The following is a 14,773-nucleotide window of genomic DNA, read 5'->3' as shown; positions in this document are numbered from 1 at the left end:
AGCGAAACGACGCCGAAAAACTTCAAGCCCGTAGTGTTTCGGCCGCTCCGGGCCGGATACCGGACGATCATGCTCGGGCAGTGCACCGTCGTGGTGCCGACCATCGGCCGGCCCTCGCTGGACGTGCTGCTCGACGCCCTGGCCACCGCGCGGGGCCCGCGCCCGGCCGAGCTGCTCGTCGTCGACGACCGGCCCGCCGGGGAGCCGCTGACCGTCGACCGTCCCGGGCTGCCGCCGACGCGGGTGGTCCGCACCGGCGGCGGCGGCCCGGCCCGCGCCCGCAACCTCGGCTGGCGCACCGCCCGCACCGAGTGGATCGCCTTCCTCGACGACGACGTCGTCCCCGACGCCGACTGGTACGAGCGGCTGGACCGGGACCTCGCGCAGCTGCCGGCCGACGTCGCCGGCAGCCAGGGCCGCGTGCGGGTGCCGCTGCCCGAGGACCGCAGGCCCACCGACTGGGAGCGCGGCACCGCCGGCCTGGCCACCAGCAGCTGGATCACCGCCGACCTCGCCTACCGCCGCGCCGCGCTGGCCCGCGTCGGCGGCTTCGACGAGCGATTCCCGCGCGCCTTCCGCGAGGACTCCGACCTCGCGCTGCGGGTCATGGACACCGGCGCCCGGCTGGTCCGCGGCCAACGCCGGATCACCCACCCCGTCCGGCCGGTCGACCGCTGGGTCAGCCTGCGCGTGCAGGCCGGCAACGCCGACGACGTCCTCATGCGCCGGCTGCACGGGCCGGACTGGCGGCAGCGGGCGGACGCACCGCTGGGCCGCCGTCCCCAGCACCTGGCGGTGACCGCCGCCGGCGTCGCGGCCCTCGTCCTCGCCGCGGCCCGCCGGCCGCGCGCCGCCGCACTGGCGGTCGGCGCCTGGCTGGCCGGCACCGCCGAGTTCGCCTGGCGCCGGATCGAGCCCGGCCCGCGCACGAGGGCCGAAGTGGCCACCATGGCCGTGACGTCGGCCGCCATCCCGGCGCTGGCCACCTGGCACTGGCTGAGGGGCGTCGTGCGGCACCGCGCGGTCCGGCCGTGGCGCGGGCTGCCCGACCTGGTGCTGTTCGACCGCGACGGCACGCTCGTGCACGACTTCCCGTACAACGGCGATCCGGACTGGGTGCGGCCGGTCGACGGCGCGAAGGAGGCGCTGGACCGGCTGCGCGCCCGCGGCGTGCGGGTGGGCGTGGTCAGCAACCAGTCCGGCGTCGCGCGCGGGATCATCACCGAGGAGCAGGTGGCGGCGTGCAACGCCCGGCTCGAGGAGCTGCTCGGGCCGTTCGACGTGATCCGGTACTGCCCGCACGGCCCGGACGACGGGTGCGCCTGCCGCAAGCCGGCGCCGGGCATGGTCAAGGACGCCTGCGCCGCGCTCGACGTCGACCCGGCCCGCACCATCGTCATCGGTGACATCGGCGCCGACGTCGACGCCGCGGCCGCCGCCGGCGCGACCGGGATCATGGTGCCCACCCCGGTCACCCGGCGAGCCGAGGTAGCCGCCGCCGCGCGCACCGCCGCGACCCTGACCGCCGCGGTGGACGACGTCCTGGCCGGTGCCTGGTGAGCACCGTGCTGGTCGCCCGGCTCGACAACGCCGGCGACGTGCTGCTGCAGGGCCCCCTGGTCCGCGCGGTCGCGGCCGGCGCCGACCGGGTCGTGTTCCTCGCCGGGCCGGACGGGGCGGAGGCGGCCCGGCTGCTGCCCGGCGTCGACGAGGTCTGGACCTGGGCGTGCCCGTGGATCCTCGGCGAGCCGCCGGCGGTCGACCCGGCCGACCTCGCCGCCCTGACCGAGCGGGTCCGCGTCCTGGGTCCGGACGCCGCGGTGATCTCCACGTCGTTCCACCAGTCGCCGCTGCCGCTGGCGCTGCTGCTGCGCGCCGCCGGCGTGCCGCACCTCTCCGCGATCAGCGTCGACTACCCGGGCGCGCTGCTCGACGTCCGGCACCGGGTCGACGACGATCTGCCCGAGCCCGAGCGGGCGCTCTCCCTCGCCCGCGCGGCCGGCTTCGAGCTCCCGGACGGCGACGACGGCCGGCTGGCCGTGCGCCGCCCGCTGCCGCCGATCGCCCACGAGCCGGGCTACGTGGTGCTGCACCCCGGCGCCTCGGTGCCCGCCCGCGCCTGGCCGGCCGCGCACTGCGCGGAGGCGGTCGAGGCCCTCGCCGGCGCCGGCCACCGCGTGCTGGTCACCGGAGGGCCGGGCGAGCGGGAGCTCACCGCGTTCGTCGCCGGTCGCCGCGGCGTCGACCTCGGTGGAGACACCTCGCTGGCCGAGATGGCCGCGCTGCTCGACGGCGCGGCCGCCGTCGTAGTAGGCAACACCGGCCCGGCGCACCTGGCCGCCGCGGTCGGCACCCCCGTCGTCTCGCTCTTCTCCCCGGTCGTCCCGGCGGAGCGGTGGGCGCCCTACGGCGTCCCCACCGTGCTGCTCGGCGACCAGAGCGCGGCCTGCGCCGGCACCCGGGCCCGCGAGTGCCCCGTGCCCGGCCACCCCTGCCTGTCGTCGGTCAGCCCCGCCGACGTCGTCGCCGCGGTCGGGAAGCTGGTGAGTGCGTGAAGGTCCTGCTCTGGCACGTGCACGGTTCGTGGACGACGGCGTTCGTGGAGGGGGACCACGAGTACCTCATCCCGGTGACGCCGGACCGCGGGCCCGACGGTCTCGGCCGCGCCCGCACCTGGGACTGGCCGGCGTCGGCCCGTGAGGTGACGCCTGCGCAGCTGCGCGCGGAGGACGCCGACGTCGTCGTCCTGCAGCGGATGCGCGACCTCGAGCTGGTCCGCGAGTGGCTCGGCCGCGAGCCCGGCCGCGACCTGCCCGCCGTCTTCCTCGAGCACAACGCCCCCGACGGCGGCGTGCCGAACACCCGGCACCCGCTGGCCGACCGCGGCGACATCCCGATCGCCCACGTCACGCACTTCAACCGGCTGTTCTACGACAACGGCCGGGCGCCGACGACGGTCATCGAGCACGGCATCCCGGACCCGGGCGAGCGGTACACCGGCGAGCTGGCGCGGGCCGCCGTGGTCACCAACGAGCCGGTCCGCCGCGGCCGCTACGTCGGCGCCGACCTGCTGCCCGGGCTGGCCGCGGCCGCGCCGGTCGACGTGTTCGGCATGGGGCTCGCCGGGCTGCACGAGCAGTACGGCCTCGACCCGGATCGGGTCACGCTGCACGACGACCCGCCGCAGGCCGCGATGCACGCCGAGCTGGCCCGCCGCCGGGTGTACGTGCACCCGGTCCGCTGGACCTCGCTGGGGCTCTCGCTGCTCGAGGCGATGCACCTGGGCATGCCGGTCGTCGGGCTGGCCACCACCGAAGCGGTCGAGGCGGTGCCGGCGGAGGCCGGCGTGCTCTCGACGGACCCGGAGCGGCTGTGGGGCGCCGTCCGGGAGTTCGTGCACGACGAGGACGCCGCCCGGCTGGCCGGCAAGGCGGCGCGCGCCGCCGCGCTGGAGCGCTACGGGCTTCCCCGGTTCCTCCGTGACTGGGATGTGCTGCTCGAGGAGGTGACCCGGTGAAGATCGATCTCGTATCGGAGCACGCCAGTCCCCTCGCCGCCATCGGCGGCGTGGACGCCGGCGGTCAGAACGTGCACGTCGCCGCGCTGGCGGCAGGCCTGGCCCGGCGCGGGCACGAGGTCACCGTGTTCACCCGGCGCGACGACCCGGACCTGCCCGACCGGGTCGCCACGGCCGACGGGTACGAGGTGGCGCACGTGCCGGCCGGCCCGGCGGCGGTACTGCCCAAGGACGACCTGCTGCGGCACATGCCGGAGTTCGCCTCGTTCCTGCGCCGCACCTGGGCCGAGCAGCCGCCGGACCTCGTGCACGCGCACTTCTGGATGAGCGGGCTGGCCTCGGTGGCCGCGCGCGGCTCGCTGCCGGTCGTGCAGACCTTCCACGCGCTCGGCTCGGTCAAGCGCCGGCACCAGGGCGCCGCGGACACCTCGCCGCCGCAGCGGGTCGAGCTGGAGCGGGCGCTGTGCCGCAACGTCAGCCACGTCGTGGCCACCTGCTCCGACGAGGTGTTCGAGCTGCGCCGCCTGGGCCTGCCCACCGACCGCGCCTCGATCGTGCCCTGCGGCGTCGACACCGCTGTCTTCACACCCCGAGGGCCTGTTGCGGCTCGCTCCGCTCGCCCCCGGCTGCTCGTCCTCGGCCGGCTGGTCGAACGCAAGGGGCAGGAGGACGCCGTCCGTGCGCTGGCCGGGATCCCGGACGCCGAGCTGGTCGTCGTCGGCGGGCCGCCGGCCGACCGGCTGGACGACGACCCGTTCGTGGCGCACCTGCGGTCGGTGGCGGGGCAGCTGGGGGTGGCCGACCGCGTCTGCTTCACCGGCTCGGTGTCCCGCGCCGAGGTGCCGGCCTGGATCCGGTCGGCCGACGTGGTGCTCGCCGTCCCCTGGTACGAGCCGTTCGGCATCACCCCGCTGGAGGCCATGGCCTGCGGGCGGCCGGTGGTCGCCACCGCCGTCGGCGGGCTGGTCGACAGCGTGGCCGAGGGCGTCACCGGCGATCTCGTGCCCCCCCGTGACCCCGAGCGGCTGGCCGAGGTGACCGGCGCACTGCTCGCCGACGCCGAGCGCCGCGCCGCCTACGGCGCCGCCGGCGTGAAACGCCCGCGGGCCCGCTACCGCTGGAGCCGCGTCGTCGCCGACACGGAGGCCGTGTACCGCCAGGTCCTGTCCGCCCCCCGACTCGTGGAGGTCGCCCGATGACCGTGGCGCCGCACTCGTACGGCGAGGTCGTCTCGCCGGACTCCTGCACCCACCTGACCGGCGCCGATCACGTCGCGTCGCTGACCGCCGCCCTGCGCTCGCTGAACGGGCAGCTCGACATCCTCGACCGCTGGGGCCGGCTGCTCGCCGACGTGCTCTGCGGCGCCGGGCGCGGGCGGCTGCTCGCGGCCGGCAACGGCGGCAGCGCCGCCCAGGCGCAGCACCTGACCGCCGAGCTGGTCGGCCGCTACCGCGCCGACCGGCCGCCGTTCTCGGCGATCTGCCTGACCGCGGAGACGTCCAGCCTCACCGCGATCGCCAACGACTACCCGGCCGACGAGCTGTTCGCCCGCCAGGTGGAGGCGCACGGCCGGGCCGGCGACGTCCTCGTGCTGCTGTCGACGTCCGGCCGGTCGCCCAACGCGGTGGCCGCCGCCCGGCGGGCGCGCGAGTGCGGCATCACCGTGCTGGCCATGACCGGCCCGGCGCCCAACCCGCTGGCCGCGGCCGCGGACGAGGCGGTCTGCATCGACTCGCCCTGGACCGCGACCGTGCAGGAGTGCCACCTGGTCGGCCTGCACCTGATCTGCGCCGCCTTCGACGCGGCGGTGCTCAGCGAGCCGGCCCGGGTGTCGACCGCCAACCGCGTGCAGGTCGTCGAATGAGGCCGCTGGTCGTCATCGGCGACGCCCTGCTCGACGTCGACCTGGTCGGGACGGCGTCCCGGCTCACCCCCGACGCGCCGGTGCCGGTCGTCGAGGACGTCGAGCGCCGCGAGCGCCCCGGCGGCGCGGCGCTGGCCGCGGTCGTCGCCGCGGCGGCCACCCGGCGGGAGGTCGTGCTGGTCGCGCCGGTCGACTCCGACGAGGGCGCCGACCGGCTGCGCGCGCTGCTGGCCGGGCGGGTGCGGCTGGTGGCGATCCCGTCGTCCGGCGGCACCGCGGTCAAGCAGCGGGTGCGGGTGGGCGACCACTCGGTCGTGCGGATCGACAGCGGCAGCCCGGTGGCCACGCTGGGCCCGCTGCCGGCCGAGGCCGCCGAGGCGATCCGGTCGGCCGCCGCGGTGCTCGTCGCCGACTACGGCCGGGGGACGACGGCGGCCGCGGACGTGCGCGCGGCGCTGGCCGAGGCCGGCGGGCCGGTCGTGTGGGACCCGCACCCGCGCGGCGCCGACCCGGTGCCGACCGCGCGGCTGGTGACGCCGAACGGCTCGGAGGCCGCCCGGGTGGCCGCCGAGGCCGGGTGCGGAGCCACCGGCGACGGGCTGGCCGCGGTCGGCGCCCGGGCCGAGGCGCTGATCCGGCACTGGGGCGTGGGCGCGGTCGCGGTGACCCTCGGCTCCCGCGGCGCGCTGCTCTCCTACGGCGAGGGCGCGCCGATGGTCGTGCCGGCGGTGGCCTTGACCGGCGGCGACCCGTGCGGTGCCGGCGACTCCTTCGCCGCCGCGGCAGCGCTGGCCCTGGCCGACGGCGCGGTGACCGGCGAGGCGGTGGCCGCCGCGGTCGCCGCGGCCTCGGCGTTCGTCGCGCGCGGCGGGGCGTCCGCCTGGGACGCCGCGGTCGAGGAGCCGGCCCCCGTGGCGGACTCGTCGGTCGACGCGCTGCTCGCCCGGGTGCGGGCCGGAGGGGGGACCGTCGTCGCCACCGGCGGCTGCTTCGACCTGCTGCACCCCGGCCACGTGGCGACGCTGCGCGCCGCCCGCGGGCTCGGCGACTGCCTGGTCGTCTGCATCAACTCCGACGACTCGGTGCGCCGGCTCAAGGGGCCGTCGCGGCCGCTGGTGAGCGCCCCGGACCGGGCGCGGGTGCTGGAGGCGCTGGAGTTCGTCGACGCCGTCGTCGTCTTCGACGAGGACACCCCGGCGGAGATCCTCGACCGGCTGCGCCCCGACGTCTGGGCCAAGGGCGGGGACTACGCCGGCGCCGACCTGCCCGAGGCCGCCGTCCTGCGGCGCTGGGGCGGGCAGGCCGTCGTCCTGCCGTACCTCGACGGGCACTCGACGACCGCGCTGGTCGAGCGCTCCCGCGTCTAGTGGTGCTTGATCGCGACAAAGCGCGCACGGCGGTGGTCCTCAGACCGCTGGGGCTCGGGGACCTGCTCACCGGCGTGCCGGCGATCCGGGCGATCCGGGCCGCCGTCCCTGAACACCACCTCGTCCTGGCGACGACGGCCGCTCTCCAGCCGCTGGCCGAGCTGATCGACGCCGTCGACGAGGTGCTGCCGGCGTGCGAGCTGGAGCCGCTGGACTGGGACCGCCCGCCGCCCGAGCTGGCCGTCGACCTGCACGGCAAGGGCCCGGCGTCGCACGTGATCGTCGACCAGCTGCATCCCGACCGGCTGCTGACCTTCGCCAGCCCGGGCTACCCCGGCCCGATCTGGCGGCCCGACGAGCACGAGGTGCACCGCTGGTGCCGGCTGGTCGCCGAGGGGCTCGGCGTCCCCGCCGACCCCGACGCCCTCGACCTCGCCGTCCCGGCCGTGCTCCCGCCGGTGACCGAGGCCGCCGTGATCCACCCCGGCGCGGCGTTTCCCGGGCGCCGGTGGCCGCCCGACCGGTTCGCCGCGGTCGCCCGCTCCCTGGCGCGCGCCGGGCACGACGTCCGGATCACCGGCGGGCCGGCGGAGGAGCCGTTGGCCCGCGCCGTTGCCGAGGGGGCCGGGCTGGGGGCGGACGCCGTCCTCGCGGGACGGACGTCGTCGCTCGAGCTGGCCGCGGTGGTCGCGGCCGCCCGCGTGGTCGTCAGCGGCGACACCGGCGTGGCGCACCTGGCCACCGCCTACCGGCGCCCGTCGGTGGTGCTGTTCGGCCCGGTGTCCCCGGCGCTGTGGGGGCCGCCGCCGCGGGAGCAGCACGTCGTCCTCTGGCACGGCGACGGAACCGGCGACCCATGGGGCACCGAGCTGGACCCGGCCCTGGCGAAGGTGACCGTCGACGAGGTGACCGCCGCCCTCGACGGCCTGCTCGCCCGGGTCTGACCGGGGCTTTCTGTACAGAAAGGTCCGGTCAGGCGGCGGCACCCGGCCGGCCGGTCTTGCCCCGGAATCGACGGACCGCCCCGGCCGCGGGATGCGGGCGGGGCGGTCCGGGGTCGGCGGAAGACCGTTCGGCCTCCCGCGCGGCTCAGCCGCCGTAGTTCACGTGGACGTGGTCCATGTGGTTCTGCGTGGCGCTGCCGCGGTCGGCCATCTGCTTCCAGGCGCCGGTCGGCGAGGTCAGGATCCGCTGCTGCCAGATGACGTACTCGACGCCGAGCTCGTCCCAGTGGGCGAGGTGGTAGGCGACGATCGCGTCACCGAGGGCCGCGTCGCTCATGACCATGTAGTCGATCGCCAGGCCGGACGGGTGGCCGTGCGGGTCCCGCGCGCTGGCCCGGGTGCCGCCGAGGGTGATGGCGTCGGCGCCGGGCACGTTGGAGACGACCGCGTCGGCGGCCGCCTGTGCCTGCGGCTTGATGGCGCCGGCGGTGTTGGTGATCGTCGCGGTGGTCGTGGCCGGTGCGGCGGCGGCCTCCGGCGCGGGGGCGGCGACGGGAGCGGCGGCGGGCGCCACCTCCATGGGCGCCACGGCCGGGGCGGTGACAACGGGAGCGGCGACGACCGGCGCCGCGGCGTCGGTAGCGGCCTCGGGAGCGGCCTGCGCCGAGCCGGAGGTCAGCAGCACCTGGCCCGGGAAGATCAGGTTCGGGTTGCCGCCGATGACGCCGGCGTTGCGCTGGTAGAGCTCGCGCCACGGCTCGCTGTGCGCGGCGGCGATCTTCGCGACCGTGTCGCCGGGCTCGACCGTGTAGTCGCCGGCCGGAGCTCCGTCGCTCGGGGCGGCGGCGGTGTCGGCGGTGTCCTTCTCGGCGGCGTCCTTCTCGGCGGCCGCGTCGGCCGGAGCGGGGGCCGCCGCAGCCGGGGCCGGGGCTGCCTCGGCGGCGGCCGCGGTGGTGCCGTCGGTCAGGCGCTTGCCGCAGGTCGGCCACGCGCCGATGCCCTGCCCGGCGAGCACCTCCTCGGCGATCTGGATCTGCTGGGCGGGGGTCGCCAGGTCGGCGCGGGGGGCGAGGTCGGTGCCACCGAAGGCGGCCCAGGTGGACTGGCTGAACTGCAGGCCGCCGAAGTAGCCGTTGCCGGTGTTGATGCTCCAGTTGCCGCCCGACTCGCACTCGGCGACGCCGGTCCAGTCGTGGGTGGTGGAGGCCTGGGCCGGGGAGCTCAGGACGCCGATGCCGACGACGGTGGCGCCGGCGGCGACGGGGGCGCGGGCGATGACCTTCTTGGTGCGGACGTAGCGGGGCGCGCGGTGCTTGGCCATGGTGTGTGGTGATCTCCGATCACCGCCGGCGAGGTGAGCTGTCGGGTTCGGGCGATCGGTGCCCGGCCGCGGGTCGCGCGGCTTCACCCCGAGGCGCGCGGCCCGAGGCCGTGGCGCGCCGTGGAAAGTGGGTCCCCCACCCCTGCCCTGAACTGTTCGGGATGGCAGCCGGTGGGCAGGGTTTGGCGGACCGGCTCCGCGCTCCTTGTTTGCTGAGCGCAGCCAAAACGCTACGTCCCGTTATGTGCATTGTCGCCGTGATGGACGCCACATCCGGTGCCACCGACCGGGAAACGGCAGGTGACGGCGACACCGCTCGCCGAAATGCGGGTCAGCTCACTGCCGCTGGCGTATCGCGTCGTAGAGCACGTCCTGCAGGTCGGCCGGGTCCTCCGCGGAGTAGGCCGCGCCGCCCGTGGCCTCGGGTATCTGCCGCAGCACGTCGAGGTCGGCGTCCGGCCCCAGCGCCACCCCGATCGCCTTCACCGGCCGCTCCGAGTCCGCCTCGGCGCGCAGTGCCCATGCTCGCTCTCGATCGTGGCGGACGGCGTGCGGGCCTCCGAGGCCGCCGACCCGGACCAGGCGGCCGCCCCCGGAGGGCTGCCCCGTCCGCCGGGGCCGACGTGCCCTCCCCGCTCGTGCGGACGGGCCGCCGGCTCCCGGGTGGGGAGCCGACGGCCCGTCGCGTCGTGCGGTGGTGCGGTACGGCCGGTCAGGCCTCTGGGATCCCGTTCTCCGGCACGTCGCTGGCCTCGCCGTCGGACTCCTCGATCTCGGCGTCGCCGTTGTCGGTGGTCAGGACGCCGGTCTGGTCCTCGCCGACCAGCCCGTTGAGCTGGACGACCTTCACGCCGCTGATGCCGGCGTGCCGGTCGGCGGAGTACCGGAAGGGCGCCAGCCAGGGGCCCTCCCAGTCCTGGCCGTTCTCCTCGATCGCCTCGACCAGGCTGTCGCGGGTCGGGTTCTGCCCGGCCGCGAGCAGCGCCTGCACCACGGTGTAGGCCTGGGCCATGCCGTAGACGCGGAAGTTGGTCAGCTCGCCCTCCTGGCCGGAGGCGTCCCAGATCTCCTGCCACTGCTGCACCCACGGGTCGTCCGGCACGTCCACGCCGTTGAGGTACTCCGTGGTGAACGCCCCGTTGAGCAGGCTGGCGTCGCTGACCTGGCCCTGCGAGAAGTTGGCCAGCAGCGCGCCGACCAGCTGCGGGTCCGAGCCGATGTTCGAGTAGAACCACTGCGGCTTGTAGCCCAGGCGCAGCGCGGTCAGCTGCGCGATCGCCGTGTAGCTGGGCACGTTGAAACCGACGACGAAGTCGGCGCCGGCGGCCTGCAGTGCGGCGATCTGCGCGGTGATGTCGGTGTTGCCGGGGACGTAGGTCTGCACGTCGACGATCTGGGCGTCGAGGTACTGGCGGACGCCCTTCTCGCCGTCCTCGCCGAGGTCGTCGGCCTGCAGGAACAGCCCCACCTTCGCATCCGGGAAGTTCTCGGCGATGTAGTTGCCGATGATCTTGCCCTCGATCTCGTAGTCCGGCTGCCAGCCGAACGTGTACGGGTTCTCCTCCGGGTTGTCCCAGAGCAGCGAGCCGGAGGAGACGAACAGGTCGGGCACCTGTTCGCCGTTGAGGAAGTCGAGGACGGCGCTGTGCGTGGGCGTGCCGAGGCCACCCGCGATCGCGAAGACCTCCTCCTCGAGGACGAGCTCGTTGACCACCGACGCGGTGTTGGTCGGGTTGTAGCCGTCGTCCCGGTAGACGTACTCGATCTGCCGCCCGTTGACGCCGCCGTTCTCGTTGACCCAGTCGAAGTACGCCTGGACGCCGGTCGGGATCTCGCTGTAGCCGGGCGCCGCGACACCGGTCAGCGGGTAGTGGGCGCCGATCTTGATGCTGTCCTCGGTGATGCCGATGTCCGAGGCCTCGTTGGCCCCGCCGGTGTCGTCACCGCTGTCGCGGCTCTCGCCCGCGCCGCAGGCGGCGAGGGCGGAGGCAACGGTGGCCGCGGTCAGGAATGACACGAGGCGCCGTGAGGATGTGCGCAATTGTTCTCCTCTGTGCGATCCGGGCACCGCTGCCCGGAGGTCTGGAATGGCGGAGCGGAGGACGGCCGAGGGCCCTCACCCCCTGCCGGCGCGCGCACCGGCGCGCTTCGCCCGTGCCGACAGCCAGCGCAGCCGGATGGTCCCGACCAGGCCGGCGGGGGCGAAGAGCATGACGACGATCAGCACGATCCCGTAGACCAGCGGGGACAGCTGCGCGGCCTCGGTGTCGCTGAGGTTCAGACTCGATCCCGTGTTGCGGGCCAGCTCGGGGAGGAACACCAGCATCACCGCGCCGAGCAGCGCGCCGAGCATGCTGCCCAGCCCGCCGATGACGATCGCGGTCAGCAGCGACAGCGAGAGGACGAGCGTGAACGACAGCGCCGACACCGAGCCGAGGACGAAGGCCAGCAGCGCGCCGGCGAGCCCGGCGCAGGCGGAGCTGACCACGAAGGCCAGCACCCGCCAGTGCCCCAGCCGGATGCCGGCCAGCTCGGCGGCCACCTCCTGGTCACGGACCGCCCGCCAGGTGCGGCCGATCCGGCTGCGCACCAGGTTGGCCAGCAGGAAGAACGTGATCAACACGCAGATCAGGCCGAGGTAGGCCTGCCACTTCTGGTTCGTCGGCTGCGTCCCCGACAGGAAGAACGAGAAGTCCTGCCACCACTCCGGCGGCTCCGGCCGGCGGTAGGTGATCGGCTGGTTGCCGCCGAGGGTCTCGGGGAAGACGAGGGCGAGGCCGGGCAGGCCGACGGCGAGGGCGAGGGTCGCGCCGGCGAGGTAGGGCCCGTGCAGCCGCGCCGCCGCCACGCCGACCACCGCGCCGACGACGGTGGTGAGCGCCGCGGCGATCAGGAAGATCACCGGGAGCGGCCACGGGTTCTCCTGGTGCTCGAAGAACAGCGCCGTGGTGTAGGCGCCGACCGCCATGAGGGCGCCGTGGCCGAGGGAGATCTGCCCGTTGACGCCCGTCAGCAGCGTCAGGCCGGCCGCGGCCACCGCGTAGAACCCGACCTGGGCGATCTGCGTGTGGGTGAACCGGTCGGTCACCTCGATCAGGAGCATCCCGGCGATCAGCGCCAGCAGGAGCAGCAGCGCGTGCCGGGGCAGGGCCGCCTGGGGCAGGCCCCACTTCCGCCGCCGTCCGCCGGCCGTGGCGGTGGGTGCGTCGGCCGCCGCGGTCGCGACCGTGGGGGCGTCGTCCGTCGCCTGTCCGGGGGTCTGCAGGTCACTCATCGGTCATGCCCTCCGGGCCTTGGCGCTGCTGAACAACCCGCCGGGGCGGACCAGGAGGACGACGACCAGGATCACCAGCGCCGCCAGGCTGACCACCTCGTCGCCGAGGTAGCCGCGCACGTAGCCGAGCAGCAGGCCCAGCGCGACGCCGCCGACCACCGCGCCGATCGGCGAGTCCAGCCCGCCGAGGACGGCGGCCACGAAGCCGTAGACGATCAGCGCGTCCATGAACGTCGGCGTCAGCGACGAGCCCTCGCCGGCGATGAGCACGCCGGAGATCGCGCCGACCACCGCGGCCAGCGCCCAGCCGAGGGTGAGCATCCGGCCCACCTTGACGCCGAGCAGCCGGGCGACCTCCTGGCCGAAGGCGGAGGCGCGCATGGCCAGCCCCACGCGGGTGTAGCGGAACAGCACGATCAGCAGCGCGAGGGTCAGCAGGACCCCGCCGAGCGTGTAGAGGTTGTTGGGCGTGAGCGCGATGTTGGTGCCGCCCACGGTGAATCCCACCCGGCCGAACGGCGGCGGGAAGGCCCGCTCGTTGTTGCCGAAGATGATCCCGATGGCCGCCTGGATCGCGATGAACAGGCCGAGGGTGACGATGACCGCGTTGAGCTCCGGGCCGCCCTCCACGGGGCGGATCACCACCCGCTCGATCACCGCCCCGAGCACGAAGCCGCTGACCAGCGCCACGAGGACGGCGACCCAGTAGGACTGGCCGGCCTCGATCAGCGCGAGCGCGATGAACGTCGTCGCCGCCGCCATCGCGCCCTGCGCGAAGTTGACGATCCGGGTGGACCGCCAGATGAGGACCAGCGCGAGGGCGAAGGCCGCGAAGATCGCGCCCTGGACCGCACCCGCGACGGTGAGGGTGATGAACTGCTGCACGGAGAAGCGCTGCCTTCCTGGTCGCCGGAGTCAGAAGCCGAGGTAGGCGTGCCGGAGGTCCTCGTCGGCCATGAGGGTCCGGGCGGAGTCGGTGACGACGACGCGGCCGAGGTTGAGCACTACGCCGACGTCGGCGACCGACAAGGCGCTCCGGGCGTTCTGCTCGACGAGCAGCACCGACAGGCCCTCGGTGTCGACCAGGTGCCGGACCAGCCCGAAGATCTGCGCCACGATCCGCGGCGCCAGCCCGAGCGACGGCTCGTCCAGGAGCAGCACCCGCGGCCGGGCCATCAGCGCGCGGCCCACGACGAGCATCTGCCGCTCGCCGCCGGAGAGGTTGTGCGCCGGCTGCGTGCGGCGCTCGGCCAGCCGCGGGAACAGGTCGTAGACCCGGTCGAACTCCTCCTTCGGCGGCTTGCCGCGGAACAGCGCCCCGACGCGGAGGTTCTCGTCGACGGTGAGCTCGGCGATGACGCCCCGGCCCTCCGGCACGTGGGACATGCCCTTGCCGACCATCGCCTCGACCGGGGCCTTGGTGATGTCCTCGCCGTCGAGCAGCACCTGGCCCCGCACCGGGCGGATCAGCCCGCTGACCGTGCGCAGCAGCGTCGTCTTGCCCGCGCCGTTGGCGCCCAGCACGGCGGTGATGCGGCCGCGGTCGGCGCGCAGCGAGACGCCGTCCAGGGCGCGGACCGGCCCGTAGTGGGTGGTGAGGTCGCGGACCTCCAGGACGGCGGTGCCGTCCGCGTCCGTGCCGGAGACCGCCGTGCTGCCGTGGGCGACCGGCTCAGCCACGGGACCCTCCCTCGCCTGCGGTGAGCTGTGCGGCGTCGGCCTCGGCGTCGACCTGCTCGCCCAGGTAGGCCTCGGTCACCGCGGGGTCGGCCTGGACCTCCGCCGGGGTGCCGGCCGCGATCTGCAGGCCGGAGTCGAGCACGGTCACCCGGTCGCAGACCCGCATGACCAGGTCCATGTGGTGCTCGACGAGCAGCACGCTCATCCGCGACTGGAGCGCGCCGATCAGGTCCCCGAGATCGTGCATCTCCTCCTCGGACAGGCCGCTGGCCGGCTCGTCGAGCAGCAGCAGCTCCGGGTCGGTGACCAGGGCGCGGGCCAGCGCGACCCGCTTCTGCACCGGGTAGGGGAGGCTGCCGGGGTAGCGGCCGGCGTAGTCGACCGCGTCGAGCTCCTCGAGGGCGGCCAGCGCGCGGCCGCGCAGCTTCTGCTCGTCCTTCTCCCCGAGGCCGAAGAGGGCGGACGCGAAGCCGGCCCGGGCGTGCTTGTGGGCGCCGACCATGACGTTCTCGAGCACGGTCAGGCCGTTGAACAGGCCCACGCCCTGCAGCGTGCGGGCGATGCCCATCCCGGCCAGCGCGGCCGGCTTGAGCCGGCGCTGCTCCGCGCCGCGCCAGACGATGCGGCCGGCGGTCGGGCGGACCAGCCCGCAGGCGACGTTGAACAGCGTGGTCTTGCCCGCGCCGTTGGGCCCGATCAGCCCGTGCACCTGGCCGGGCTCGACGGTGAGGGAGACGTCGGACAGCGCGGTGACGCCGCCGAAGGTGACCGTGATCCCGGACATCTCGAGCCGGGAGCCGGGCGAG

General features: G+C 75.4%; 14 protein-coding genes and 1 riboswitch. Of the genes, 7 read left to right on the top strand and 7 right to left on the bottom strand.

Features of this window, described 5'->3' with window-relative positions:
* Positions 1–69 precede the first annotated feature (69 nt).
* Genes ACWIYF_RS26485 through ACWIYF_RS26455 form a run of 7 tightly spaced genes read left to right on the top strand, consistent with a single transcriptional unit; the run spans position 70 to position 7,692 of the window.
* On the top strand, positions 70–1,560 hold the full coding sequence (locus ACWIYF_RS26485; RefSeq protein ID WP_448625809.1) for an HAD-IIIA family hydrolase: 1,491 nt from the start codon (positions 70–72) through the stop codon (positions 1,558–1,560).
* Positions 1,557–2,555, top strand: coding sequence for a glycosyltransferase family 9 protein (locus ACWIYF_RS26480; protein ID WP_448625808.1), 999 nt, complete (start codon positions 1,557–1,559; stop codon positions 2,553–2,555). The genes ACWIYF_RS26485 and ACWIYF_RS26480 overlap by 4 nt, the downstream gene beginning before the upstream one ends.
* Positions 2,552–3,517, top strand: coding sequence for a glycosyltransferase (locus tag ACWIYF_RS26475; RefSeq protein WP_448625807.1), 966 nt, complete (start codon positions 2,552–2,554; stop codon positions 3,515–3,517). The genes ACWIYF_RS26480 and ACWIYF_RS26475 overlap by 4 nt, the downstream gene beginning before the upstream one ends.
* Entirely contained in the window at positions 3,514–4,716 is a 1,203-nt protein-coding gene (locus ACWIYF_RS26470) for a glycosyltransferase (RefSeq protein ID WP_448625806.1), read from the top strand. Before ACWIYF_RS26475 ends, ACWIYF_RS26470 begins: the two co-directional genes overlap by 4 nt.
* A complete protein-coding gene (locus ACWIYF_RS26465) occupies positions 4,713–5,381 on the top strand; it encodes a D-sedoheptulose-7-phosphate isomerase (RefSeq protein WP_448625805.1) in 669 nt (222 codons plus the stop codon). Before ACWIYF_RS26470 ends, ACWIYF_RS26465 begins: the two co-directional genes overlap by 4 nt.
* Positions 5,378–6,748: a D-glycero-beta-D-manno-heptose 1-phosphate adenylyltransferase gene (rfaE2, locus tag ACWIYF_RS26460; protein WP_448625804.1), complete on the top strand. Its 1,371-nt coding sequence runs from the start codon at positions 5,378–5,380 to the stop codon at positions 6,746–6,748. Before ACWIYF_RS26465 ends, rfaE2 begins: the two co-directional genes overlap by 4 nt.
* A gap of 32 nt (positions 6,749–6,780) precedes the next feature.
* Positions 6,781–7,692, top strand: coding sequence for a glycosyltransferase family 9 protein (locus ACWIYF_RS26455; RefSeq protein ID WP_448625803.1), 912 nt, complete (start codon positions 6,781–6,783; stop codon positions 7,690–7,692).
* 145 nt (positions 7,693–7,837) lie between these two features.
* On the opposite strand, the gene ACWIYF_RS26450 is transcribed toward ACWIYF_RS26455, so the two are convergent.
* From ACWIYF_RS26450 to ACWIYF_RS26420, 7 genes are all read right to left on the bottom strand, one after another.
* A complete protein-coding gene (locus ACWIYF_RS26450; protein ID WP_448625802.1) occupies positions 7,838–9,013 on the bottom strand; it encodes a transglycosylase family protein in 1,176 nt (391 codons plus the stop codon).
* A gap of 8 nt (positions 9,014–9,021) precedes the next feature.
* A riboswitch (cyclic di-AMP (ydaO/yuaA leader) is annotated at positions 9,022–9,190 on the bottom strand.
* Positions 9,191–9,349: 159 nt separating this feature from the next.
* A complete protein-coding gene (locus ACWIYF_RS26445) occupies positions 9,350–9,499 on the bottom strand; it encodes a hypothetical protein (protein WP_448625801.1) in 150 nt (49 codons plus the stop codon).
* 226 nt (positions 9,500–9,725) lie between these two features.
* The gene (locus ACWIYF_RS26440) at positions 9,726–11,030 is read right to left on the bottom strand and encodes an ABC transporter substrate-binding protein (protein WP_448625800.1); all 1,305 of its coding nucleotides are present in this window, start codon (positions 11,028–11,030) and stop codon (positions 9,726–9,728) included.
* Between the two features lie 99 nt (positions 11,031–11,129).
* Positions 11,130–12,287: a branched-chain amino acid ABC transporter permease gene (locus ACWIYF_RS26435; RefSeq protein WP_448625799.1), complete on the bottom strand. Its 1,158-nt coding sequence runs from the start codon at positions 12,285–12,287 to the stop codon at positions 11,130–11,132.
* Positions 12,288–12,290: 3 nt separating this feature from the next.
* Positions 12,291–13,172: a branched-chain amino acid ABC transporter permease gene (locus tag ACWIYF_RS26430; protein ID WP_448625798.1), complete on the bottom strand. Its 882-nt coding sequence runs from the start codon at positions 13,170–13,172 to the stop codon at positions 12,291–12,293.
* A 30-nt stretch (positions 13,173–13,202) separates the two neighbouring features.
* Positions 13,203–13,967: an ABC transporter ATP-binding protein gene (locus ACWIYF_RS26425; RefSeq protein WP_448625797.1), complete on the bottom strand. Its 765-nt coding sequence runs from the start codon at positions 13,965–13,967 to the stop codon at positions 13,203–13,205.
* Positions 13,960–14,751 carry an ABC transporter ATP-binding protein gene (locus ACWIYF_RS26420; RefSeq protein ID WP_448625796.1) on the bottom strand — a complete coding sequence of 264 codons (792 nt, stop codon included), beginning with the start codon at positions 14,749–14,751 and terminating at the stop codon, positions 13,960–13,962. Before ACWIYF_RS26420 ends, ACWIYF_RS26425 begins: the two co-directional genes overlap by 8 nt.
* Positions 14,752–14,773 lie beyond the last annotated feature (22 nt).

This window comes from Geodermatophilus sp. URMC 64, assembly GCF_053502555.1.
The sequence above is the reverse complement of the archived record's forward strand: the minus strand, read 5'-3'. Positions and strand labels throughout refer to the sequence as shown.